Source organism: Nonomuraea marmarensis, assembly GCF_043197025.1.
In the GTDB taxonomy this organism is placed as follows: domain Bacteria; phylum Actinomycetota; class Actinomycetes; order Streptosporangiales; family Streptosporangiaceae; genus Nonomuraea; species Nonomuraea marmarensis.
Window position 1 is genome coordinate 128,378 of the sequence record NZ_JBICRM010000022.1, and the last position, 22,664, is coordinate 151,041.

Below are 22,664 nucleotides of genomic sequence, written 5' to 3' on the forward strand. Positions count from 1 at the left end.
TCTCGATTATCGCGGCTGCGGCAAGATCGCGGCTATCTCCCCATATGTCGGCACCTGGGGTGCCGGCTTGCCCTGGGCGGCCAGCACGGTCGCGAGCGCCCCTTGGAACGAGGCGCGGTAGAGCAGCGACCCGGTGCTCACCCTGGCCACCCCGGCCGCGCCGAGCTGGGCCAGGGTGGGGCCGTCCGGCTGGTAGAGCACGTTGAGCGGCAACGGCGTGCGCGCCGCCACCTCCGCGATCTCGCCGAGATCGCTCAGTCCCGGTACGAAGATCCCGTCCGCGTGGCCGTAGGCGCTGACCCGTTCCCGGGTGTCGCCGGTCTTCAGCCAGTACGTGTCGGTACGGGCGTTGACGAACACACCGTGCCCCTTGGCCGCTTCGATGATCCGCTGGTGCAGCTCGATCGGGCGCAGCGAGCCGTCCGGGCGGCCGTCCTCCAGGTTGACGCCGGCCACGCCGAGCGCTGCCAGACTCGCGACCAGGTCGGACACCTCGGCCGGGTCGTCGCTGAACCCGCCCTCGACGTCCACCGTGACCATGACGCCGAGGTCCTTGATCGCTTCCGCGAGCTCGATCGTCTCGGCCTTCGTCACGCCGGCCGCGTCCGGCCTGCCGTACACGGCGGCCACGCCGAGGCTGGTCGTGCCGATCGCCGGGAACCCCTGCGCGGCCAGGACGGCGGCGGAGCCGTAGTCCCAGGCGTTCGGCAGCAGCAGCGGGTCGTCCGTTCGGTGCAGGTCGTGGAAGTTCATCGGTGGCCCCCGTCGAGCAGGGCTTCGAGCACGCCCGCGGCCAGGGCCAGCGCGTGGGCGGGCGCGGGGCAGGGGCGCAGGCCGTACCCGAAGGTCAGGTGCGGGGCCGGGTCGCGGGAGGGGTCGAAGCGCTCGGGTTCCGCGAACACCTCCGGGTCGCGGTTGGCCGCCACCAGGTCGATCGTCACCTCGTCGCCCGTCCGGGTGTCGAGCCTGCGGGTGGCCTTGAGCGGCGGGTCCTGCCTGAGCGTCTCCTGGAGCAGCGCGTCGACGTCGTCACCGGCTGCGGCGTGCGTGAGCGGGGTCTCGGTGGTCGCTTCCGTGGCGGCGTGGTTCAGCGCGGTCTCGATGAGCGCCTCCGTGGCGGCATGCCCCTGCAGCAGCAGCGTGATCGCGGGTAGGTCGGCCAGCGCGAGCAGCTCGGCGACGGCGGCATCGGCCTCGGGGCTCTCCTCGCCGGACAGGTAACCGGTCGCGGCGGCGGGCACGGCGCTCGTGTCCTTGACGCCGAGCGCGGCACCGAGCACGGCCGTGGGCACGCCTCGCCAGTCTCCGTCCCGCTCCGCGGTCATGGCCCTGGCGGCCGATCTCAGCTCGGCGGGGTCCAGCGCGGTCAGCCGCTCCACCAGGAGGCGCCGCCGCTCCGCGTGCGTCTCGCCGGTGCTGAACCTGGATACCCGGGCGCGCAGCCAGGCGAGCGTCCCCTCCCTGCCGTCCTGGCGTACGGGAGCCGGGACGTACCTGGCGTCGGCGAGCACAGCCTGGGCTTCGGCATGGCGTGTGATCAGCATGTCCTCACGCTAGGACGCCATTCCTTCGCCGATGGCCGAAGTGTGCGCGTGTCAGGCGGCGAGTCGCTCCGGCCGGTCCGGCTGCGCGGCTTCGGTGGTTTCCGTCGGGGACACCTCGGTCTTCACCGCAGGACGGCCCTCGCCGGACGCCAGCGCCATGACCATGATGAGGACCATCTCGGCCAGCACCACAGCCCGCTCCAGCAGCCCGTAGTAGCCCGCGCCGTTGATCAGCGGCGAGGTGAAGGTGGCCGGGTGCGCCGCCAGGTACACCGCCAGCGTCACCGCGGACGTCACGCTCATGGCCCTGACCGCGTTCCACCGGGGCGCCACCCCCCGGCCCCTGGCCAGGACCCAGCCGGCGACCGGCAGCGAGGTGAAGACGATCGCCGCCGACCAGCGGTGGATCTCGCCGGACAGCGATTTGAGGCCTGCCATGCCCGGGTCGGTCGGGAAGATCGCGCTCATCATCAGGCCCGCCGCCCCGGCCAGCAACAACACCCTGGTGGCCGCGGTGCGCGCCGGGTCGCCGGCCGCCAGCCCGTACGCGAGACACAGGCACGCCCCCGCCAGTGCCAGCATCCCGATGAGCACCGGCAGCAGCCCGCCGGATACCAGCGCGTAGTCGCTGAGCAGCGGCTGCGCGGGCAGGGCGACCTGCGCGTACGCCAGCGCGCCCGCGGACACCCCCGTGGCCGCCACCGTGCCCCAGACGCTTTGCCGTGGGGTCATTGAGTCACCTCATCGTAGATCCGCTCGAACCGGGCGAGCGAGGACTGGTCGTCGTGGGTGAGCGCCAGCTCCCTGCTGGCCTTGGAGAGCCTGGCCCGCAGGTCGTCGTCGGCCAGGATGCCCGTCAGGTGCTTGGCCAGCGAGACCACGTCGCCCGGCTGGAACAGGTACCCGTTGCCGGCTACCAGGTGCGGTAGCGCCATCGCGTCCGCGGCCACCACGGGCAGCCCCGTGGCCATGGCCTCCAGCGTGGCGATGCTCTGCAGCTCGGCGATGCCCGGCATGGCGAACACGTCGGCGGCGGCGTACGCCTGGGGCATGCTCTCGTCGGGCACGAAGCCGAGGAAGAACACCCGGTCGCCCACGCCGATGCGCCTGGCCAGCCGCTCCAGCTCCGCCCGCTGGTTGCCCTTGCCGACGATCGCCACCTGGGCGTCGGTCTCGTTGAGCACGAGGGGCAGCGCGCGTACGAGCTCGTCCAGGCGCTTCTCCTCGTCCAGGCGGCCGACGAACAGGGCGGTGGGCCGGTCGGGCAGGTCGAACAACTTGCGCGCCCACGCCTTGGGCTCGGCGTGCGGGTGAAACCTGGCCAGGTCGATCCCGCAGGAGACGGCCTCCACGTCGAGGGCGAAGCCCTGGTCGGCCAGGAGCTTGGCGGCCAGCTGGGTGGGCGTGGTGACGTGGTCGGCCCGCTTGAAGATCCGGCTGAAGTCGCGCCAGGCCAGCCGGCCGGCCCTGGCGCGCAGCCGGTCGGGGATGTGGCAGAACTGGAAGAGGTTGTCGGGCATGAAGTGGTTGGTGGCCACGATGGGCACGCCGGCGCGGCGGGCGGCGGACATGGCGGCCCGGCCGACGACGAAGTGACCCTGGGTGTGCAGCACGTCGGGCTTGATGTCGGCGACCAGCCGGTCGAGCCTGGCCGGCACGGTGAAGCGCATGGTGGGGTGGACCGGAATCGGCGCCGAGCGCAGCCGGTGCACGACCACGCCGTCCACCACGTCGGCGCTGGCCCGGCCCACGTCCGACTGGCAGACCACGTGCACCTCGTTGCCGCGCGCGGCCAGCCCGGCGGCCAGGCGATGGGTGAAGTAGGCGGCGCCGTTCACGTCGGGGGGATAGGTGTCGGTCGAGATCAGGACGCGGCGGGGACGCTCGGGTTCGGGAGTGGGGTTCAGGTCGGCGACGTCGGAAACGCGGTGCAGGGGCATGGCCATGACGGTGACTCCAATTTCACGAGGGCCAGGGGAGGGCCCGGTAGAGAACGGGTAGGGCGGACGGGGATCAACAGAGGTCATCAGTGGCGGGCCTCCAGCGGCGTGGTCCTGGCCAGGGCGACAGTGCCCGCGGCGGTCAGCGCGGCCGCCGCGATCGGCAGGATCCCGGTCGGCAGCGGCTCGCCGAGCAGCAGCGCGCCGAACGCCACCGCCGTCAGCGGGTCGGCGATCTGCAGCGAGGCGAACGAGACGCCGAAGTGCCCGACGGCGTAGGCCCGCTGGAGCATCATCAGCGCCAGCAGCAGGGGCACCGGCAGCGCCAGCAGGTACCACCAGTTCCAGGCGCCGTCCACCAGCACGCGCATGAGCGTGGCGGTGGCGCCGTACAGGACGCCTGAGCTGGTCGCCAGCAGTGCCGCCCGGCCGGCGGGCGAGGCCGCCTGCGAGCCCGCCCACAGCAGCACCGCCGCGATGCCGGCCACGCCGAGCAGTGTGAGCACGCCGCTGGGGTCGAGATGGGTGGGGCCGTCGGACGCGGGGACCAGCAGCACCAGGCCGATCAGCCCGGCCGCCACGATGCCCGCCGCCGACAGCTCCTTGCGGGTCGGCCGGCGGCCGTGCAGTCCGGCGGCGATGGGCAGCGCGAACAGCAGGCTGGCCACGCCCATCGGCTGGACGATGGTCAGCGGGCCGAGACCGAGCGCGACGACGTGCAGGCCGCCACCCGCCACGATGGACGCGCCGCCGAGCAGCCAGCGCGGCTTCCGCAGCAGCGCGAGCAGCCCCGGCTTGGCGGTGCCGACCGCCTCGAACTGCTGGAGGGCGGCTCCGAGCGCGAAGAACAGCGAACCGACCAGGGCGATCACCGCGGCCAGCACAGTCATGCGCCCTCCTTTCAGACGGATAGTTGCCAGGTAGGGTCAAACGGACGTGTCCGCAGGAAGACGTTCTGGGGAAGCCTGGATGGCGCGTCGCTTCCTGACCCATCTCACGATCTCCACGACCGCGGTGATGGACAGCGCGATGCCCAGGCCGAGCAGCAGGCCCTTGATCGGATCGTGCTCGAAGGCCATCCCGCCGAAGAACCCGATCAGCCCCGAGTACACCGCCCACGAGCTCGCCGCGATCGCGTCGAAGAACGTGAACGAGCGCCGCGGATACCGCACCGCGCCCATGGTCAGGGTGGTCGCGGTCCGCCCGCCGGGGATGTACCTGGCTACCACGAGGACGAGCCCGCCCCGCTCCGCCAGGGCCTGGCGAGCCCAGACGAACGCCTTCTTGCCACGGAGCCTGCCTGCCGACCTGTTGCCGATCAGGTAGGAGATGTGGTCACCCGCGAACGCGCCGAGAGCCGCGACCACGATGACCAGAGGCAGGTTCGTGTCGCCGGACGCGGCGAACACCGCCGCGGTGATCACCGCCGTCTCGGCGGGCACGACGGGGAAGAACCCGTCGAGCAGCGCCAGGGCGAACAGCGCCACGTACAACCACGGCGACGACATCACCTGTTCGACCAGGTCGAGGATGGCGTGCGACATAAGCGTGTACTCCGATCGTTAGGGCACTCACACAGCGTGTCGGTGCGAGGGGCCCGAGGACATCGGGGATGCCCCGGGTCGAACGCGGACACTTCCCCTATGCGGGTCAGGGCCGGTTCCCCATGAAGGTAGAAACTCCGCAGGTCACGCCACATCGGGCGATCGGCAGGCACCACCCCCTACTTTCGTCAGGGGAGAGGCTGCGACCTCCGGGTGACACCATCGATCAAACCGGTTTCCGCGGGCGAACACAGGAGTGGAGATAGGCGCTTTCGAGGTAGAGCTAGCCCTACCGTGAGGGTGCACCACACCCCACCCTGACGATCGGCTCTGGACGGAGGTCCTCGCCCCGGGGGCCGGATACCGTCGGTGCGGTGAAGGGTCTGCGCCGTCTCCGCCGGGAAAGCCGCCGCCAGGTGGTCTACGACCTGCTGCTCTGGGCCGGGCTCGGCATCTTCATCGCCGCCATGGGACCCGATCCGTTCGTGGATCCGGCCGCGTTCGGCATGGTGACCGCGCCCAGGATCGCGCTCGCCGCGGTGGCCGTGCTGGTCGGCAGGCCCTGGCCGCTGGCCGCGCTGGTGCTGCTGCTGCCGCTGGGGCCGTGGCGGTTCAGCGAGGGGTTCGCGACCGTGGACCTGAGCTGGCTGCTGCCCAGGCGCGACGTGAAGATCTTCCCGCTCCTGCCCACGTCGCCGTTCATCATCTGGTACGCCTACCTGACCGGACGCCGTCTGCCCAGGATCCGGCCTGCCCTGGCGGCGTTCTGCCTGATCGCGGTCGTCGGCGTGACCGTGGTGCTGACCATGGGCGGCGATCTGGCCCTGTGGGTGTCCATGGGCACCGCGCTCGTCGGCACCTACCTCGTGCCGTACCTGTTCGGGCTGCTCAGGCGCAGGCTGCTGCAGCAGCGGCGGCAGACCAGGCTGTCGGTCGAGGCGCAGGCCAGGCTGCGTGAGCGGGCCAGGATCGCGCGGGACATGCACGACTCGCTCGGCCACGACCTGGCCCTGATCGCGGTCCGGGCGGCCGGGCTGGAGCTGGCTCCCGGACTCGGCTCCGCGCAGGTCAAGGCGGCGGGGGAGTTGCGGATCGCGGCGGCGGACGCCACCGAGCGGCTGCGCCAGATCATCGGGCTGCTGCGCGAGGACTCGGACGCGTCACCGCTGTCCCCCGTCGGCGAAGACGTGGCCGAACTGGTGCGCCGGGCCGGGGACTCGGGCATGTCGATCACCCTGGACCTGGCTCCGGGGCCGGTGCCCGACCTGGCCCGGGCCGTGGTGCAGGAGGGGCTCACGAACGCCGCCAAGCACGCGCCGGGGGCCGCCGTCGAGGTCACGGTCTCGCCGCAGCGCGTGGCCGTGCGCAACGGGCCGCCGCGCTCCCGGCCCACCGCGCTGCCCGGCGGCCTGGGGCTGGCGGGTCTGCGCGAGCGGGTACGGCTCGCGGGCGGCACTTTGACCGCGGGACCGGCGGACGACGGCTTCGAGCTGGCCGTGATCCTCCCCGCAGGGGGCGAGCCCCCCGCGTTCCCCCCAAAGACCAACAAATGACCGGGAGCTCCATCGGGGTCACCGGTCCCAACCTGATGCGCGACCCGTCGATGCACGGAGGCGAGCGGCGCGGTGGCGTTGGTGGACCTGTTCGGCCTGCTGGCCGGGCTGGTCATGGGGATGTGCGGGGCGTTCCTGCTGGCCGAGCGGTCAGGCGTGGGCGACGTGCAGCCGCCGCAGGAGGCGCTTGAAGGCGAAGATCGAGACCGTGATCGCCAGTCCGCTGATCACGGCCACCGCTGAGGTCCGCAGCACCATGAACGAGCCCAGCGACCCGGCCAGCGACTCGTAGACCGCCAGCAGGATGCTCACCGTCGAATTCGCCAGGAGCACGAACGCCCACAGCAACGTGATCCTGGCGAAGAACCTGCGTACCCGCTCATGCTTGAGCACCGCCGACGGCAGGTGGATGTAGTCGAGCGTGAGCTTCTGCACGATCGGCTTGTTCAGCCGGACGGAGGCGAGGAAGGCCATGCTGATGCAGATGGTGCCCATCTCCGGCTGGATGAAGAACCACATCCACGTGCCGGTCCAGAACCCCACGAGGGCGCGTACGGTGATCGCGAACGCCGCCAGATACATGGTGGCGGGCACCTTGACCCGCCTGACCAGCCGCCAGCCCACTCCCAAATAGACCCACGCGACGGTGGCGACGAGCGCCCCCTTGAAGCCGAGGACGACCATGGCCAGGTAGAACACGGCCAGGGGCGCGACTACGCCTTCGAGCAGCCGAGGGGCCGCCTGCCGGGCGAGCGCGGTGAGGCGTGGGAGGGTGACCGGAGGGTGATTCAAGGCTGCTCCGCAGATAGGCCGACGATCTAGCGTCTACCCGGGCTTCGGGGGACCAGGCTTTCCAGATGGATCGCTCGCCGTAACCAGCACGGCATCACCGAAATCCCGGGAAGCACGCCGGTGGCCTACCGTACCCGAGGCGGGGTGGTGCGACTGCCTCTTTTGACTCGTTCCATCTGTTGCCAACCAAATCAGCACACCCTTGAACCCGGGTTTCAACCGAGTGACGTGGTGGCCAACTTTGCGCCGAAGCCGAGGAAGACGGCGCCGACGCCTGAGGTCAGACCGGCGCTGAGCCGCCTGTGGCGGCGGAACTGGCTCGCCAGGAAAGTGCCGCCGAGGATCAGGGCCGTCAGGTAGAGGAAGCTGAAGAGCTGGATCACCGCACCCAAGATCAGGAACGACAACGCGGGAGTGGCGTAGCCCGGGTCCACGAACTGGACGAAGAACGAGACGAAGAACAGGATCGCCTTCGGGTTCAGCAGACTGATCGTCAGGGCCTTGCGGAACGGGCGCGACTGGAGCTCCACGGCCTGAGCCTCCTCCGTGACCGTCACCTTGATGCGCCAGGCCCGCCATGCGCCTCTGATCATCTGGAAGCCGATCCAGGCCAGGTAGGCGGCGCCCGCGTACTTGACGATGGTGAAGAGCAGCGGGTTCGAGCGGAGCAGGGACGCGGCGCCTGCGGCGGCCAGGAACATCAGCACGCTGTCGCCGACGAAGACGCCGGCCGCGGCCCGGTAGCCCCGGCGGACGCCGTGCTGGGCGGCGAAGCTGAGGACGTACAGGGAGTTCGGGCCGGGCAGGAGGATGATCAGGAAGGCGCCGATCACGTAGGCCCAGAAATCGGTGATACCGAAGAACATGGCGCTCACGGTATCGCGCGATTAATCGCCTGGTGCGTACCAGATCCCCCCATAGACCTGCTTGTAGCCGAGCGCCCGGTATGCGGCGTCCGGCGCGTCCAGGTCGAGCTCGCCGCGCGAGGCGAGGATGTGGGCGCAGAGCGCGGTCGCCCCCTTCGTGCACGACCAGACGTGCCCGATCGTGTCGCTCGTCCAGGGGACGCCGGGCGCGGCCTGGCCGCCCCACAGGTCGGCGACGACCTCGCCGCCGACGATCACGCACACCGACGCGCTCACCTCGCCGCGGGTGGCCAGGTTGGCCTCGAACTCCGCCGCGACCTGGGAGAACCGGGGATCACAAGTGCCTTGCACGGTCATTTCCCGAATCCATCACGGAAGGGAGGGCGGGTAAACGATGACTTTCCGCCGCCCGGAGGGTCAACTCCAGCGACAAGAAATCCGGGGGCGCAATACCTATTGACCGTGTAGGGAATCGGTCTATATGTGGAGAGATGAGCCTCTGGACTCCGGATCCCACGTTCTACCCGTCCCCTCGGGACGCGGCCGACGCCCCCGCCGAGAAGCTGGCGTACGTCGCCGCCTTCGACCGGGCCGCCGAGCGTCCCGACGCGCTGGCCGTACTCGACACCGATCCGTCCTCGCCTGGCTACGGCACGGTCGTGGGCTGGACGGACCTGCCGAACACGGGCGACGAGCTGCACCACTTCGGCTGGAACGCCTGCAGCAGCGCCCTGTGCCCCAACGCGCCGCACCCGCACGTCGAAAGGCGCTACCTCGTCGTGCCGGGGCTGCGCTCCTCGCGCATCCACATCTACGACACCAAGGACCGGACCAGCCCGGAGCTGGTCAAGGTCGTCGAACCGGAGACGCTGGCCCGTCGCGCCGGCTACTCGCGCCCGCACACCGTGCACTGCGGCCCCGAGGGCCTGTACGTGTCCGCGCTCGGCGGCGCCGACGGCCACGAAGGGCCGGGCGGGATCGCGGTGCTCGACCACACCTCGTTCGAGGTGGTCGGGCAGTGGGAGGTGGACAGGGGGCCGCAGTACCTCGCCTACGACTTCTGGTGGCACATCAACCACGACGTGCTGGTGACCTCGGAGTGGGGCACGCCGTCGATGGTCGAGGACGGGGTGGTGGGGGAGCTGCTGCTCGGCCGGAAATACGGCCATAAGCTGCACTTCTGGGACCTGCGCAAGCGTACGCACCTCCAGGAAGTGGATCTGGGCGACGAGCACCAGATGCCGCTGGAGCTGCGCCCCGCCCACGACCCGACCCGCCTGTACGGCTTCGTCGGGGTGGTCGCCAGCGTCGAGGACCTGTCGGCGTCGGTCTGGACCTGGTTCCACGAGGACGGTCGCTGGCAGGCGCGCAAGGTCATCTCCATCCCCGCCGAGCCGGCCGACGCCGATCTCCTGCCGCCCGTCCTCAAGCCGTTCGGTGCGGTGCCGCCGCTGGTGACCGACCTGGCCCTGTCGGTGGACGACCAGCGGCTCTACGTCTCCTGCTGGGGCACCGGCGAGCTCAAGCAGTACGACGTTTCGGATCCGTACAAGCCGGTCGAGCTGGCCTCGTTGCGGATCGGCGGCATCGTGCGGCAGACGCCGCACCCGGCGGAGCCCGGGTTCGTGCCGCGCGGCGGCCCGCAGATGGTCGAGGTGAGCCGCGACGGCCGCCGCGTGTACCTCACCAACTCCCTGTACGGCTCCTGGGACGACCAGTTCTACCCCGACGGCGTGGGCGCCTGGATGGCCAAGATCGACACGGACACGCTCACCTTCGACACCCATTTCTTCCCGCATGGCGACGCCTTCCGCGGCCTGCGCCCGCACCAGGTGCGCCTCCAGGGCGGTGACGCCTCCTCCGACTCCTACTGCTACCCGTGACCCTGACCGCGGTGCTCCTGCTCGGGGCCTTCCACGGCCTGAACCCCGCCATGGGCTGGCTCTTCGCGGTGGCCCGCGGCCTGCAGGAACGCAGCCTGGACCGGCTGCTCCAGTCGATCCCGGCGATCGCCCTGGGCCACCTGGCGTCGGTGGCCCTGGTGGCGCTCGTCGTTGCCGCCACCGGCTCCCTGGTCACCGGGACCGTGCTCTCCGTGGCCGGCGGGCTGGTCCTGGTGGCCTTCGGCCTGTGGCGGCTGCTCTCGACCCGCCACTTCCGCTGGGTGGGCATGCGCCTGTCGTTGTGGCAGCTGGCCGGCTGGTCGTTCCTGATGTCGTCGGCGCACGGGGCCGGCCTGATGTTGCTGCCCGTGTTCACCGGAATGAGCGCCCAGGGCCACGCGGGGCACGCGGTGTCGGGAGGGCTGGCCGTGGCGGCCTACCACACGCTGGCCATGTTCCTGGTGGCCGGGGGGATCGCGGTGATCGTCTACAAGGTGGCCGGGCTGGCGGTGCTCCGGCGCGCCTGGTTCAACGTGGACCGGATGTGGGCGGCGGCCCTCGTCGCCGCTGGTGTCATCACCCTGGTTCAGGTCTGAGCTTTACCCCTAAACCCTAGTGGTTTACCATGGAATCTGGTGGACCTGCTGTTCGCGCTGTGGCTGGCGGCGTAGCGGGCTTCGCCGCTTGTAGGTGAGAACGGCCCGCGCGGCTAGGGGTGGCCGCGCGGGCCGCGACCTGTCAGCCAGCGGAAACCGCTGGTCCGGACATGTCCGGAAATTTGGGCCTTTCCTGGAGAATGCAACGTCTTCACTCTCAGTTCAGGCGCCGGTCAATACCCGATCCCGAGCGCCTGAGGAGACAAGGTGAGACACCGATTAGTCATCCTGCTGGCCGCCCTGGGCCTGATCTGCCTGACCGGCATGACAGGGGCGGGGGCCTCCGCCGAGCCACCCGCCAACAAGCAGTATCGAGTGGCGGGTCCGGCCAACGCGCAACAGCGCAGCGCCGTCGCCGCCACCGGTGCGGCCATCGAGGAGGTGACCAAGGACTCGGTCCTGGTCACGGCCACGGAAGCCGAGGTCGCCGCCATCAAGCGGCTCGGCTACCGGGTGTCGGAGGCGCCGCGCCCGACACCCCCGTCCGCCGTCGGGGCGCTTGACTTCCCGCCGGCGGACTCCGCCTACCACAACTTCGCGGAGATGACCGCGGACATCAACGCCCTGGTCGCGGCCCATCCGAACATCGTCAGCCAGACGACGTTCGGCACCTCGTACGAGGGCAGGGCGCTGCGCCTGATCAAGATCAGCGACAACGTGGGCACGGACGAGACCGAGCCCGAGGTGCTCTTCACCGCGCACCAGCACGCCCGCGAGCACCTCACGGTCGAGATGTCGCTCTACATCATGCACCTGCTGGCCGACAACTACGGCACGGACTCCAGGATCACGAACCTGGTCAACACCAGGGAAATCTGGATCATGCCGGACCTCAACCCCGACGGCGGCGAGTACGACATCGCCGCCGGCTCCTACCGCTCCTGGCGCAAGAACAGGCAGCCGAACTCCGGCTCCCCGGCCGTCGGCACCGACCTGAACCGCAACTGGGCCTACCAGTGGGGCTGCTGCGGCGGCTCATCGAGCTCGACCTCCAGCGAGACCTACCGTGGCGCGAGCGCGGAGTCGGCGCCCGAGATCAGGGCGGCGGCCAACTGGGTACGCAGCCGCGTCGTCGGCGGCGTGCAGCAGATCAAGACGAACCTCGACTGGCACACCTACAGCGAACTGGTCCTGTGGCCCTACGGCTACACCTTCAACGACACCGCGCCCGGCCTGACCCAGGACGACCGGGACGCGCACGCCACACTCGGCCAGAACATGGCCTCGACCAACAACTACACGCCCGAGCAGGCCAGCGACCTCTACATCACCGACGGGACCATCGACGACTGGATGTGGGGCGTCTACAAGATCTTCAGCTTCACGTTCGAGATGTACCCGACCGGCTCCAGCCCCGGCTTCTACCCGCCGGACGAGCAGATCGTCCCCCAGACCACCCGCAACAGGGAGGCCGTGCTGCGCTTCCTCGAATACTCGGACTGCGTCTACCGGATCATCGGCAAGGAGGCCCAGTACTGCGGCACCGGCACCCCGCCGGTGACCGTCTACTCCGACACGTTCGAGACGGCCACGGGCTGGACCGTGAACCCGAGCGCCACCGACACCGCCACCACCGGCGCCTGGGAACGCGGTGACCCCGAGGCCACCACGTCGTCGGGGGGCAAGCAGCTCGGCACCACGGTCAGCGGCACGAACGACCTGGTCACGGGCCGCCTGGCGGGCTCGGCCGCCGGTGACTTCGACCTCGACGGCGGCATCACCACGATCCAGTCGCCCCCGATCACGCTACCATCGACGGGCGCGCTGAACCTGTCGCTGTCGTGGTACCTGGCACACGGCTCGAACGCCTCCAGCGCCGACTACTTCCGGGTCCGCGTGGCAGGCAACACCACGACCACCGTGTTCAACCAGGCCGGCGCGGCCACCAACCGCAACGGCGCCTGGGCCACGGCGACCGCCGGCCTGAACGCCTTCGCGGGCCAGACGGTCCGCATCCTCATCGACGCGGCCGACGCCTCAGGAGCCTCCCTGGTCGAGGCGGGCGTCGACGACGTCAGAATCACCCAGCAACCGTAAACCGAGCCGCACTCCGCCGTACAAGATCGCAATCTTGTACGGCGGAGCCGTGTCCGGGGGTCACCGGATTGGGTCTTGTAAGCACGCGTTGTCAAAGCTACGATCACGACAACTCTTAGGAAACTTTCCTAAAAGTAATCATCAATCGGACAAATACTTACAACCCCCGCAAAGCCACTCACCGCGCGTCCACCCCCCGAAGGGGCCCGTGCTCACCTCCACGGGCCCCCGTGCCGTACGGCTTGCGCTCTCACCCCCCGGTGCAAGCCGTACGGCACGCCAGCCCCCCAAAGGAAGCACCCGTGAGACTTCGCGCGATCCTCCTAGCGCTCGCGACCCTCGCACTCAGCCTGTACGCCCTGCCCGCCCAGGCCGCCTCGGCCACCGCGACCTTCGTCAAAGTCTCCGACTGGGGCTCCGGTTTCGAGGGCAAGGTCACCGTCACCAACGGCACCACCACGGCCATGACCGGCTGGAACGTCCAGTTCGACGTCCCCGCGGGCTTCTCGATCCCGTCCGCCTGGGACGCGGTCATGTCGAGGAGCGGCCAGCACTACACGTTCACCAATCCGAGCTGGGCGTCCACGCTCGCGGCCGGGGCCAGCGCCAGTTTCGGCTTCAACGGCAGCCCGGGCAACTTCCCCGGCATCAGCGGCTGCACGCTGAACGGCGCCTCCTGCGGCGGCTCGTCGGCCGGGGTCCCCGGCAAGCCGGGCGCCGCCACCGCCACCACGACCGGTAGCGCCATCACCCTCTCCTGGGGAGCGTCCTCGGGCACGGTGACCGGTTACCGCGTCTACGAGGGCACGGTTGTCAAGGCCACGGTCACGGGCACCACGACCACGATCGGCGGGCTCGGCGCCTGCGAGACCCACACGTACACCGTCAAGGCGTACAACGCGCAGGGCGAGTCGGCAGGCGACCCGGTGACCGCCACCACCACCGGCTGCACGGGCGGCGGCGGGACGCTGCCCAAGCACTTCCTCACCGGCTACTGGCACAACTTCGTCAACCCCGCCGTCGAGCTCAAGCTGTCGGCCGTCCCCAACGAGTACGACCTGATCGCCGTCGCGTTCGGCGAGGCCACCGCCACGGCCGGAGAGGTCGTCTTCGGGCTCGACCCCGAGCTGGCCAGCGCGGTGGGCGGGTACACCGACGCCCAGTTCAAGGCCGACGTGCAGGCCCTGCACCAGCGGGGCAAGAAGGTCATCCTGTCCGTCGGCGGCGAGGCCGGGCGCGTGCAGGTCGCCGGCGCGGCGGCCGCGACGAAGTTCGCCGACTCCGTGTACGCGCTGATGCAGAGCTACGGCTTCGACGGCGTGGACATCGACCTGGAGAACGGCCTCAACGCCACCTACATGGCCCAGGCCCTGAGGTCGCTGCGCTCGAAGGCCGGCTCCGGACTGATCATCACCATGGCCCCGCAGACCATCGACATGCAGTCGACCGGGATGGAGTACTTCAAGCTCGCCCTGTCCATCAAGGACATCCTCACCGTCGTCCACACGCAGTTCTACAACTCCGGCTCCATGCTCGGCTGCGACCAGGCCCAGGCGTACGCGCAGGGCTCGGTCAACTTCATGACCGCGCTGGCCTGCATCCAGCTCGAGAACGGCCTGCGCCCCGACCAGGTGGCGCTGGGCCTGCCCGCCGGACCGGGCGCTGCGGGCAGCGGCGTCGTCTCGCCCGCCCTCGTCAACCAGGCGCTTGACTGCCTGGCCAAGCGGACCAGCTGCGGGACCTTCGTGCCACCGCGCGCCTACCCCGACATCAGGGGCGCGATGACCTGGTCCATCAACTGGGACGCCAGCAACAACTGGTCGTTCTCCAAGACCGTCAAGCCGCACCTCCAGGGAATGCCATGAAATTTCGCAGCAAACTCACCGCTTTAGCGGCAAGCCTGGCCCTCGCCCTGACCGGAGCCGGCCTCGTGACCAGCGCGCCCGCGGCCTACGGCGCGGTGCAGCAGCTGGCCGCCGCCTGGGCCCCGTGGACCGCGTACGCCACCGGCGCGGTCGTCACCTACAACGGCGTCGACTACGTGTGCCTCCAGGCCCACACCTCTCAGCCCGGCTGGGAGCCGCCGAACGTGCCCGCCCTCTGGAAGCCCGGCACGGGCGGCGGCACCGACACCACGGTGCCCTCCGTGCCCGGCAACCTCCGCTCGACCGGAGTCACCTCCAGCAGCGTCTCGCTGGCCTGGAACGCCTCCACCGACAACGTGGGCGTCACCGGCTACAACGTCTACCGCGGCGGCACCCTGGTCACCACCGCGACCGGCACCGGCTACACGGACACGGGCCGCGCCGCGAGCACCAGCTACACCTACACCGTCCGCGCCCGCGACGCGGCCGGGAACCTCTCGGGCGTCAGCAACTCGGTCACGGCCACCACCTCGGGCGGCACCGGCGCCCCCGGCCAGCCGGGCACGGTGAGCACGTCGGCCACGAGCTCCAGCATCTCGCTCAGCTGGGGAGCCTCGTCGGGCACGGTGACCGGCTACCGCGTCTACGAGGGCTCGACCCAGCGGGCCCAGGTCACCGGCACCAGCGCGACCGTCTCCGGGCTCGGCGCGTGCACGACGCACACCTACAGCGTGCGGGCGTACAACTCGGTCGGCGAGTCGGCCGGCCGGGACGCCACCGCCACGACCACCGGGTGCAGCAACCCCTCCAAGATGCCCGGCGCTCCCTACCTCTATATGGGCTGGGGCAACCCGCCTAACCCGGGCACCGTCATGGACGCGACCGGGGTCAGGTCGTTCACGATGGCGTTCATCCTGGCCAGCGGCGGCTGCAACCCGGCGTGGGACGGGAACCGCCCGCTGACCGGCGGCGCCGATCAGCAGGCGATCAACACGATCAAGTCGAAGGGCGGCAGCGTCCAGATCTCGTTCGGCGGCTGGTCCGGGAACAAGCTCGGCCCCAACTGCTCGACGCCGCAGGCGTTCGCGGGCGCGGTGCAGCAGGTCATCAACGCCGTCGGCCCCGCCGTCGTGGACTTCGACATCGAGAACACCGACGAGTTCGAGAACAACACCGTCCAGGACCGCATCCTGAACGGCCTCAAGATCGTCAAGCAGAGCAACCCGAACGTCAAGGTCGTCGTCACGTTCGGCACCACGAAGACGGGACCGAGCGCTCCCGGCATCCGGCTCATCAACCAGTCCAAGGCGCTGGGCGTGCCGATCGACAACTACACGATCATGCCGTTCGACTTCGGCGGCACGAACATGTACCAGGACACGGTCAACGCCTCCGAGGGTCTGAAGAACGCGTTGAAGAGCGCGTTCGGCTGGAGCGACGCCCAGGCGTACGCGCACATGGGCATCTCGGGCATGAACGGCCTGTCCGACCAGCAGGAGCTGACCTCCCCGTCCACCTGGACGCAGATCCGCGACTACGCCAACTCCAGGGGCCTGACCAGGCTCGCCTACTGGGCCGTCAACCGCGACCGTCCCTGCCCGGGCGGCGGCGTGGTCTCGAACTGCAGCGGCATCGCCCAGGCCGACTGGGAGTTCACCAGGACCACCGCCGGCTTCTGACCCGCTGAGCGGCCCGCCCCCTTGCCGGGGGCGGGCCGCATGAACGGGCTCACGTGACGCGTACCAGCTGGGTGGGTTTGAGCGGGATGCCCAGCCCTGGCGGGCGGTAGGTGGGCAGCGCCTCGCCGTACTCGTGCATCCAGGCGTGGTCCACCAGCAGCCGCATGCGGCCGTCCCCCGGGGCGGCGCCGGGCTCCACCGGCGCCGCCCGGCCGGCCAGCCGCGTCACCGCGGCGGCCACCAGCTCCGCGTCCGGCGGTGACAGGTCGCAGTGGTCGTCGGGCCCGATGAGCAGATCCACGTCGGGCGGCAGCGGGTAGATCGGCCGCGGCAGGGCGAGCACGCGCGGCGAGGGCGCCATCGGCCATCCGTCGCGCACCGCCTCCAGCAGCACCGAGCGCGACGTCCTGCTCGCGAACAGCCCGTCGGACAACGCCCAGCTCAGCGCGCCCACGTCGGACCGGTCCTCGCCGCAGGCGTGCAGGCACAGGTACGGCACCAGCGGGATCCCCGCGCCGCCCGCCTGCGCCCAGCCGCTGCCGCACCCGGTGAGCACCAGCAACGCCAGCATCGCCCGGTAGGCGGTGTCGGCGTGCGGCGTCTCCAGCCGGCCCGGCACGATCACGCACCGCCCGCCGGTCTTCTCGGCCGTCACGCCCAGCTCCCGCGCGATCTTCAACGTGCGCGACGCGGCCACGCCGGTGTAGTACTCCTGCCAGGCAGGCGTGTACGGCTCGCGCCGGTCCTCGTACCCGGTGGGCCAGACGCCCGGCAGCCCGGGCCGCGCCACCCCGTAGACGGCCAGCAGCAGGTCGAACACGGTCGTCACCAGCTCGTCGCCGTCGCGCAGCACCGGAACGCCCCGGCGCAGCACCCCCGGCCCGTCGTCGAAGCGCGGCAGCAGCACCTCCACCGCCTCGCCCCCGTACACGCTCAGCCGGTCGCACACCCGCCCCAGCAGCCTCCCCGGCACGTACGCCTCCTCGCGGGCCCGCAACCGCACCAGGAACGGCAGGTCGGTACGCTCGGCGGCGTGCCGCGCGAACGGCGTGCGATCCAGGAAGAACTCCTTGAGCAGCACGTGCCCCATGGCCATGGCCAGGGCCCCGTCCGTGCCGGGCCGCACGACCAGCGTCTCGTCCGACAGCCGCGTCGGGTGCGTGCCGATCGCGACCACCTTCTGCCCCTTGTAGCGCCCGGCGATCACCCAGGGCGTGTCCGCCGTGCGTACCAGCCTGTTGTTCTCGCCCCACAGCAGCACGTAGGCCGCCCGCGCCCAGTCGTCGGCGCCCGGACCCGAGAAGCGCGGCCCCAGCACCTGCTCGGGCGCGCACGGGTGCTCGGTCAGCACCGCGCCACCGAGCCCGCCGACCAGCCGCGCCAGCGGCGAGGTGGCCAGCGCCGCCACCCGGTCCGCCCCGTGCCGCGCAGTGGTGTGCACGATCGCGGCCGCCGCCAGCTCGGCCGCCGTGGCGTCGTCCAGCGGCACCCGCCGCTCGCCTCTCACCGGCCGATATTGCTGTGAGTTCCCTGTGAGTTTCGCCCAGGCCGCGACCGGGTCGCGCAGCCCATTCCGCACCTCGTAGTAGAGACTGACCAGTGCCCGGTTGACCTGCGATCCCCCCATGGAAAAAGTTCAACACAGACGGTGACGTTCTAGTGCCTTACGTGTCGGCATGTCGGGGATAAGAATGGGAACCCCTGGTGGCGGCACTCCTCCCGGTGCGGCAGGCTAGAGGCCGCCATGGATTACGCAGTTCTCACGGGGATAGTCCTCGTCGCCGGTGTCGTGCTCGCTCTCGTCGCGCAATGGCGTGACTGGCGCCCGCCTCTTCTCGTCGCGATCCTCGTGGGCGTGGCCGTTCGCGTGCTGATCATGTACACGTCGGCCATCGACTCGTGGCAGCCCGTCGACTTCATGGAGAGCTTCAAGCCCGCCGGCGAGGCCGTGCTCAGGGGCCAGGACCCGGTCCTGGCCAGCGACGGCGGCTGGCACTTCCTGCCGACCATCCCCTACGTCTACGGCATCCTGCTGTGGCTCGGCATCCCGTGGGAATACGCGGGCCGCCTGGTCACCGTGGTCGCCGACATCGTGCTGATCCCGCTGGTGGCCAAGCTGGCCGGCGGGCCCAAGGCCTCGCTGCGCGCCCTCCAGTACGCGCTCAACCCGCTGGCCCTGCTGATCGCCTCGGTCCACGGCCAGGTCGAGCCGGTCGCGCTCGTGTTCGGCGTGGCCGCCTTCGTGGTTGCCCGCGGACCCGGCTCGCCCGAGCGTCCCGGCATGACGACCGAGGTGGTGGCCAAGGTACGCAGGGGCGTGGCGGCGTACGGCGCCCGTGCCTCGGTCCGGCGGGTGATCGGCCGGGGCGGCATGCTGCACCGGGCCCTGCTGCCCGGTGACGACGACGCGGCCGGTCTGAAGCGGGGCGCGCTGGCGGGCCTGCTGATGGGCCTGGCGCTGTGCGCGAAGAGCTGGCCGATCTGGCTGATCCCCGGCATGCTGCTGCTCCTGCCCAACCTGCGCTCCCGGGTCGCCGCCCTGTTCACCACGGGGCTGGTGCCGCTCTTCTTCCTGGTCACGCTGCCGATCTTCGCGGGCACCTCGCTCCAGCAGATCCCGCAGGTCATCCACACCATCCAGGACATCAGGCCGATCGTCGGCGAGTACGGCTGGACGCCATGGTTCACCGGCGGCGACTGGGCCCTGCGCACGGATCTGGCGTCGTTCGGCACGAACCTGATCTACCTCAGCGTCGTGGCCGTCGTGCTCTACTGGCGGCGCGCCGACCCCGTCGACATGACCACGGCCATCCTGCTCGTCTTCATGGTCATGACGCCCCGGCTCGGGGCCCAATACCTGCTGTGGTTCATGCCGTTCCTGGTCGCCAGGCCCACCAGGTTCGCCTGGCCGGCCATCATCGGCGCGTCCTTCTGGGCGGCCTACGGCTATCTCTTCATGACGCAGTTCGACGTCAACACGTGGTGGCTGCAGCACTCCTACTGGTCGAGGGCGTCGATCGTGCTGCTGCCGATCCTGGCGCTGGCCATGCCCTGGGGCCGCCGCATCGCGGTCGCGGCCCCAGGACTGGCTCCCATCGTCGGGCCCTCCGAGCAGGCCAGGGTCAAGTCAACGGCATAGGCGCCCCCACAGCGTGATCCACTGGTCGGGGTGGACGTATCCCACGACGGTGTCGCGGGCGACGCCCGCGGCTGCCAGCGCGGCGTCCACCCCTTGGTAGCGGGTCTTCAGCGACGCGCGCACCGAGCCGCCCACCCCGCCGAAGCCCAGCTCGACCAGCTCCTGGTACGAGCGGCGCCCGTGTTTGAGCGACCCGTGGACGAGCGGCGCGGGCCTGCGCTGGAGGCGCAGGATCGCCGAGTCGACGGACGGGACGGGCCGGAAGCTGTCCCGGCCGATCGTGTCGCCGAGCCGCCAGCTGAACCACGGCCACGACTCCACCGTGACCAGGCTCCAGCGGCCGTAGTCGCCCGAGCGCTTACGGGCGTACTCCCGCTGCGTGAGCAGCGTCGCCGAGGTCAGGGCCGGCGCCCGCAGGCACCAGTCCACGATCTTCGACGTGATCGAGTAAGGGATGTTGCCCACGACCGCGAACGGCTCACGCGGCGCCCGCGCGGCCGTGAAGTCACCCCTGACCACATCGATCCTGGGATCTTCGCGGGTGCGCGAGGCCAGCCGGCCGGCCAGCCGCGGATCGATCTCGTAGCCGACGACCCGCGCGCCCGCCTCGGCCAGTGCCAAGGTGAGCACGCCTTCGCCCGCGCCGGGCTCCAGCACGAGCCCTTCCGGAGCGGCGGCCTTCACCACCAGGTCGACGGCATGCCTGTCGACCAGGAAATTCTGCGACAGCGCGCGTCGCGCCCGATCCGCGGGCGTGCGGCCGCCACCGCTGTTCCTGGCCTTCTTCTGAGTGTGTGAATAGTTTCCGTGCGCGAAATTCTGCGCCACAGCACTGCCCTTTCGGGTCCTCGAGATTGACAGGTCTCGAAGGGCCCTGGGCGCGCGTGCGGACGCTCAGCCTCAGGTGTTACGCGTCCGCTAGCGGGCCAGAGCCCGGCCGTGGCGGATGCGGATGAACATCGGGCAGGAGCACATGCATGTCATGCGCGTCACTGTAGGCGGCGCCTTCTGGGGCGGGCAACGCAATAAACGCTTTGAGCTGGCATTGAGCTGGCTCGGGTAGACCTTTAACCATGGACCGACCGGCCAGGGTGCTCGTCGTCGACGACGAGCCGAACATCCGCGCCCTGCTCTCGCAGACCCTGCGACTGGTCTCGTTCGAGGTCAGGACCGCGGCCACCGGCGCGGAGGCGGTGACGGCCGCCAGGGAGTTCCAGCCCGACATCGTGGTGCTCGACGTGATGCTGGAGGACTTCGACGGCTTCGAGGTGGCCAGGCGGCTCGGCGAGCGCATCCCGGTGCTGTTCCTGACCGCCCGCGACGGGGTCGAGGACCGCGTGCAGGGCCTCACGCTGGGCGCCGACGACTACGTGGCCAAGCCGTTCAGCCTGGAGGAGGTCGTGTTGCGCATCCGCGCCATCCTGCGGCGCAGCGGGGCCAAACCCCAGGACGACGTCCTGCGCTACGCCGACCTGGAGCTGGACGTGCAGGCCCACGAGGTACGCCGGGCCGGCGTACCGGTCGACCTGTCGCCCACCGAGTTCAACCTGCTCGAATACCTGCTGACGAACGCCGGCCGGGTGGTGAGCAAGGCGCAGATCCTCGACAGCGTCTGGCGCTACGACTTCGACGGCGACTCCAGCATCGTCGAGTCGTACGTCTACTACCTGCGCAAGAAGATCGACAAATGGGAGCCGCAGCTCATCCACACCGTGCGCGGCGTCGGCTACACGCTGAGGAGCCCGCGATGAGGCCCGCTACCTGGACCCTGCGCACCCGGCTGGTCATGGCCATCCTCGGCCTCGCCACGATCGGGCTCGTGCTGTCCAACGTGGTCGGCGTCATGCTGCTGCGCGACAACATGATGAGCCGCGTGGACGAGCAGTTGCAGCAGCTCACCAAGATCGCGGGGCAGAAGAGCTTCCTGGCGCTCGCCCCGAAGCCGACCGTCCCGGACTTCAACGACGTGCTCGCCAAGCGGTTCGCGGCGATCCAGCGGGTCATGGTCTACAACCCCGACGGCACGCTGCAGTTCAAGTCCGCCGACGACCGGGCCCAGCCCGCCCCTGTCCTCGACGAGATCAGGACCGGCGTCTCCTACACCGTCCCGGGCACCTCGGGAGCCTCGTGGCGGGTCCGCGCCGCCGAACTGCCCCAGGGCGGCACCCTGGTGTTCGCCCAGTCGCTCGCCGAGCTGGAGCAGACCCAGACCTCGGCCATGGGCATCGCCGTCGCGGTCAGCGCGTTGGTGCTGCTCCTGCTAGGCCTGGCCGCCGACGCCGTCGTACGCCTCGGCCTGCGGCCCCTGACCAGGATGGAGGCCACGGCGGGCCACATCGCCCGCGGTGACTTCGACCGCCGGGTCCATGCCTCCGACCCGCACACGGAGCCGGGCCGCCTGGCCGGAGCCATGAACGTCATGCTCGACCGCCTCCAGTCCGAGATCGCAGCCAGGACCGACTCCGAGTCCCGGATGCGGCGTTTCCTCGCCGACGCCTCGCACGAGCTGCGCACCCCGCTCACGTCCGTACGCGGCTTCGCCGAGCTGCACCGCAGGGGCGGCGGCGACACCGACGAGACGATGCGCAGGATCGAGCACGAGGCGGCCAGGATGGGCGTGCTCGTCAACGACCTGCTCACGCTGGCCCAGCTCGACGAGGAACGCCCACTCGACCGCCGCCCCGTGGACCTGCTGGAAGTGGCCGCCGACACGATCCGCGACGCCCGCGTACGCGTGCCGGACCGGCAGGTCAAGCTCGCCGGCCTGGGCGACCAGCTCGCGCCCGTGTCGATCGTGGGCGACGAGGCCCGCCTGCGCCAGGTGGCCGCCAACCTCGTCGCCAACGCGCTCTGCCACACGCCCCACGAAGCCGCCATCTCCATCAAGGTGGGCAGGTCGGGCAGCATGGGCGTACTGGAGGTGTCGGACACCGGGCCGGGCGTGCCGCCCGAGCACGTGCCGCGCCTGTTCGACCGCCTCTACCGCGTCAGCCCGGGCAGATCCAGGGCCGACGGCGGCGCCGGGCTCGGCCTGGCCATCGTCTCCGCGATCGTCCGCGCGCACGGCGGCCGCGTCGAACTGGACACCGCACCCGGCGAGGGCGCGACCTTCCGCGTGCTCCTACCGGACTCCCAGGCGGTTCCCAGCTCACATTGAACGGCGCTC

General features: G+C 70.5%; 20 protein-coding genes. 9 read left to right on the top strand and 11 right to left on the bottom strand.

From position 1 onward, the window contains the following. Positions 1–6: 6 nt before the first annotated feature. The 6 genes from ACFLIM_RS31345 to ACFLIM_RS31370 form a co-directional block, all read right to left on the bottom strand. The gene (locus tag ACFLIM_RS31345; RefSeq protein WP_393171596.1) at positions 7–753 is read right to left on the bottom strand and encodes an isocitrate lyase/PEP mutase family protein; all 747 of its coding nucleotides are present in this window, start codon (positions 751–753) and stop codon (positions 7–9) included. After that, positions 750–1,544, bottom strand: a complete 795-nt coding sequence (locus ACFLIM_RS31350; protein WP_393171597.1) for a cytochrome P450 — start codon at positions 1,542–1,544, stop codon at positions 750–752. The genes ACFLIM_RS31345 and ACFLIM_RS31350 overlap by 4 nt, the downstream gene beginning before the upstream one ends. Before the next feature lie 51 nt (positions 1,545–1,595). Continuing rightward, positions 1,596–2,276 carry a DUF998 domain-containing protein gene (locus ACFLIM_RS31355; RefSeq protein ID WP_393171599.1) on the bottom strand — a complete coding sequence of 227 codons (681 nt, stop codon included), beginning with the start codon at positions 2,274–2,276 and terminating at the stop codon, positions 1,596–1,598. Then, positions 2,273–3,490: a glycosyltransferase gene (locus ACFLIM_RS31360; RefSeq protein WP_393171601.1), complete on the bottom strand. Its 1,218-nt coding sequence runs from the start codon at positions 3,488–3,490 to the stop codon at positions 2,273–2,275. Before ACFLIM_RS31360 ends, ACFLIM_RS31355 begins: the two co-directional genes overlap by 4 nt. Positions 3,491–3,570: 80 nt before the next feature. Continuing rightward, complete coding sequence (locus ACFLIM_RS31365; protein ID WP_393171603.1) at positions 3,571–4,374, bottom strand: DMT family transporter; 804 nt, start codon at positions 4,372–4,374, stop codon at positions 3,571–3,573. Positions 4,375–4,410: 36 nt separating this feature from the next. Then, complete coding sequence (locus tag ACFLIM_RS31370) at positions 4,411–5,028, bottom strand: DedA family protein (protein ID WP_393171605.1); 618 nt, start codon at positions 5,026–5,028, stop codon at positions 4,411–4,413. A gap of 374 nt (positions 5,029–5,402) precedes the next feature. On the opposite strand from ACFLIM_RS31370, the gene ACFLIM_RS31375 reads away from it, so the two are divergent. Beyond that, positions 5,403–6,581, top strand: coding sequence for a sensor histidine kinase (locus ACFLIM_RS31375; RefSeq protein WP_393171606.1), 1,179 nt, complete (start codon positions 5,403–5,405; stop codon positions 6,579–6,581). Positions 6,582–6,731: 150 nt separating this feature from the next. On the opposite strand, the gene ACFLIM_RS31380 is transcribed toward ACFLIM_RS31375, so the two are convergent. The 3 genes from ACFLIM_RS31380 to ACFLIM_RS31390 form a co-directional block, all read right to left on the bottom strand. Further along, entirely contained in the window at positions 6,732–7,373 is a 642-nt protein-coding gene (locus tag ACFLIM_RS31380; protein WP_393171608.1) for a VC0807 family protein, read from the bottom strand. Positions 7,374–7,588: 215 nt separating this feature from the next. Further along, positions 7,589–8,239 (bottom strand): leucine efflux protein LeuE, encoded by a 651-nt coding sequence (gene leuE / locus ACFLIM_RS31385; RefSeq protein ID WP_393171609.1) that lies wholly within the window; start codon positions 8,237–8,239, stop codon positions 7,589–7,591. Between the two features lie 21 nt (positions 8,240–8,260). Next, positions 8,261–8,596: a serine hydrolase gene (locus ACFLIM_RS31390; RefSeq protein ID WP_393171611.1), complete on the bottom strand. Its 336-nt coding sequence runs from the start codon at positions 8,594–8,596 to the stop codon at positions 8,261–8,263. A 134-nt stretch (positions 8,597–8,730) separates the two neighbouring features. On the opposite strand from ACFLIM_RS31390, the gene ACFLIM_RS31395 reads away from it, so the two are divergent. From ACFLIM_RS31395 to ACFLIM_RS31415, 5 genes are all read left to right on the top strand, one after another. After that, on the top strand, positions 8,731–10,122 hold the full coding sequence (locus ACFLIM_RS31395; RefSeq protein WP_393171612.1) for a selenium-binding protein SBP56-related protein: 1,392 nt from the start codon (positions 8,731–8,733) through the stop codon (positions 10,120–10,122). Further along, a complete protein-coding gene (locus ACFLIM_RS31400) occupies positions 10,119–10,718 on the top strand; it encodes a hypothetical protein (RefSeq protein WP_393171614.1) in 600 nt (199 codons plus the stop codon). Before ACFLIM_RS31395 ends, ACFLIM_RS31400 begins: the two co-directional genes overlap by 4 nt. 267 nt (positions 10,719–10,985) lie before the next feature. Next, positions 10,986–12,815, top strand: a complete 1,830-nt coding sequence (locus tag ACFLIM_RS31405) for a M14 family zinc carboxypeptidase (protein ID WP_393171616.1) — start codon at positions 10,986–10,988, stop codon at positions 12,813–12,815. Positions 12,816–13,117: 302 nt separating this feature from the next. After that, positions 13,118–14,680, top strand: coding sequence for a chitinase (locus ACFLIM_RS31410; RefSeq protein ID WP_393171618.1), 1,563 nt, complete (start codon positions 13,118–13,120; stop codon positions 14,678–14,680). Further along, the gene (locus ACFLIM_RS31415) at positions 14,677–16,359 is read left to right on the top strand and encodes a carbohydrate-binding protein (protein ID WP_393171620.1); all 1,683 of its coding nucleotides are present in this window, start codon (positions 14,677–14,679) and stop codon (positions 16,357–16,359) included. The genes ACFLIM_RS31410 and ACFLIM_RS31415 overlap by 4 nt, the downstream gene beginning before the upstream one ends. Positions 16,360–16,408: 49 nt before the next feature. Here the strand turns inward: ACFLIM_RS31415 and ACFLIM_RS31420 are convergent, their stop codons facing one another. Beyond that, positions 16,409–17,986 (bottom strand): molybdopterin-dependent oxidoreductase, encoded by a 1,578-nt coding sequence (locus tag ACFLIM_RS31420; RefSeq protein WP_393171622.1) that lies wholly within the window; start codon positions 17,984–17,986, stop codon positions 16,409–16,411. A gap of 117 nt (positions 17,987–18,103) precedes the next feature. Between ACFLIM_RS31420 and ACFLIM_RS31425 the strand changes: the two genes are divergently transcribed. After that, positions 18,104–19,498 (top strand): hypothetical protein, encoded by a 1,395-nt coding sequence (locus tag ACFLIM_RS31425; protein ID WP_393171624.1) that lies wholly within the window; start codon positions 18,104–18,106, stop codon positions 19,496–19,498. Here the strand turns inward: ACFLIM_RS31425 and erm are convergent. Beyond that, positions 19,487–20,326 (bottom strand): ErmE/ErmH/ErmO/ErmR family 23S rRNA (adenine(2058)-N(6))-methyltransferase, encoded by an 840-nt coding sequence (gene erm / locus ACFLIM_RS31430; protein ID WP_393171626.1) that lies wholly within the window; start codon positions 20,324–20,326, stop codon positions 19,487–19,489. The two genes, ACFLIM_RS31425 and erm, sit on opposite strands and share 12 nt — an antisense overlap. Before the next feature lie 245 nt (positions 20,327–20,571). Here erm and ACFLIM_RS31435 point away from each other — a divergent pair, with 245 nt between their 5' ends. Both ACFLIM_RS31435 and ACFLIM_RS31440 read left to right on the top strand, forming a co-directional pair. Continuing rightward, on the top strand, positions 20,572–21,249 hold the full coding sequence (locus tag ACFLIM_RS31435; protein WP_393171628.1) for a response regulator transcription factor: 678 nt from the start codon (positions 20,572–20,574) through the stop codon (positions 21,247–21,249). Then, positions 21,246–22,655: a sensor histidine kinase gene (locus ACFLIM_RS31440; protein ID WP_393171630.1), complete on the top strand. Its 1,410-nt coding sequence runs from the start codon at positions 21,246–21,248 to the stop codon at positions 22,653–22,655. Before ACFLIM_RS31435 ends, ACFLIM_RS31440 begins: the two co-directional genes overlap by 4 nt. Positions 22,656–22,664 lie beyond the last annotated feature (9 nt).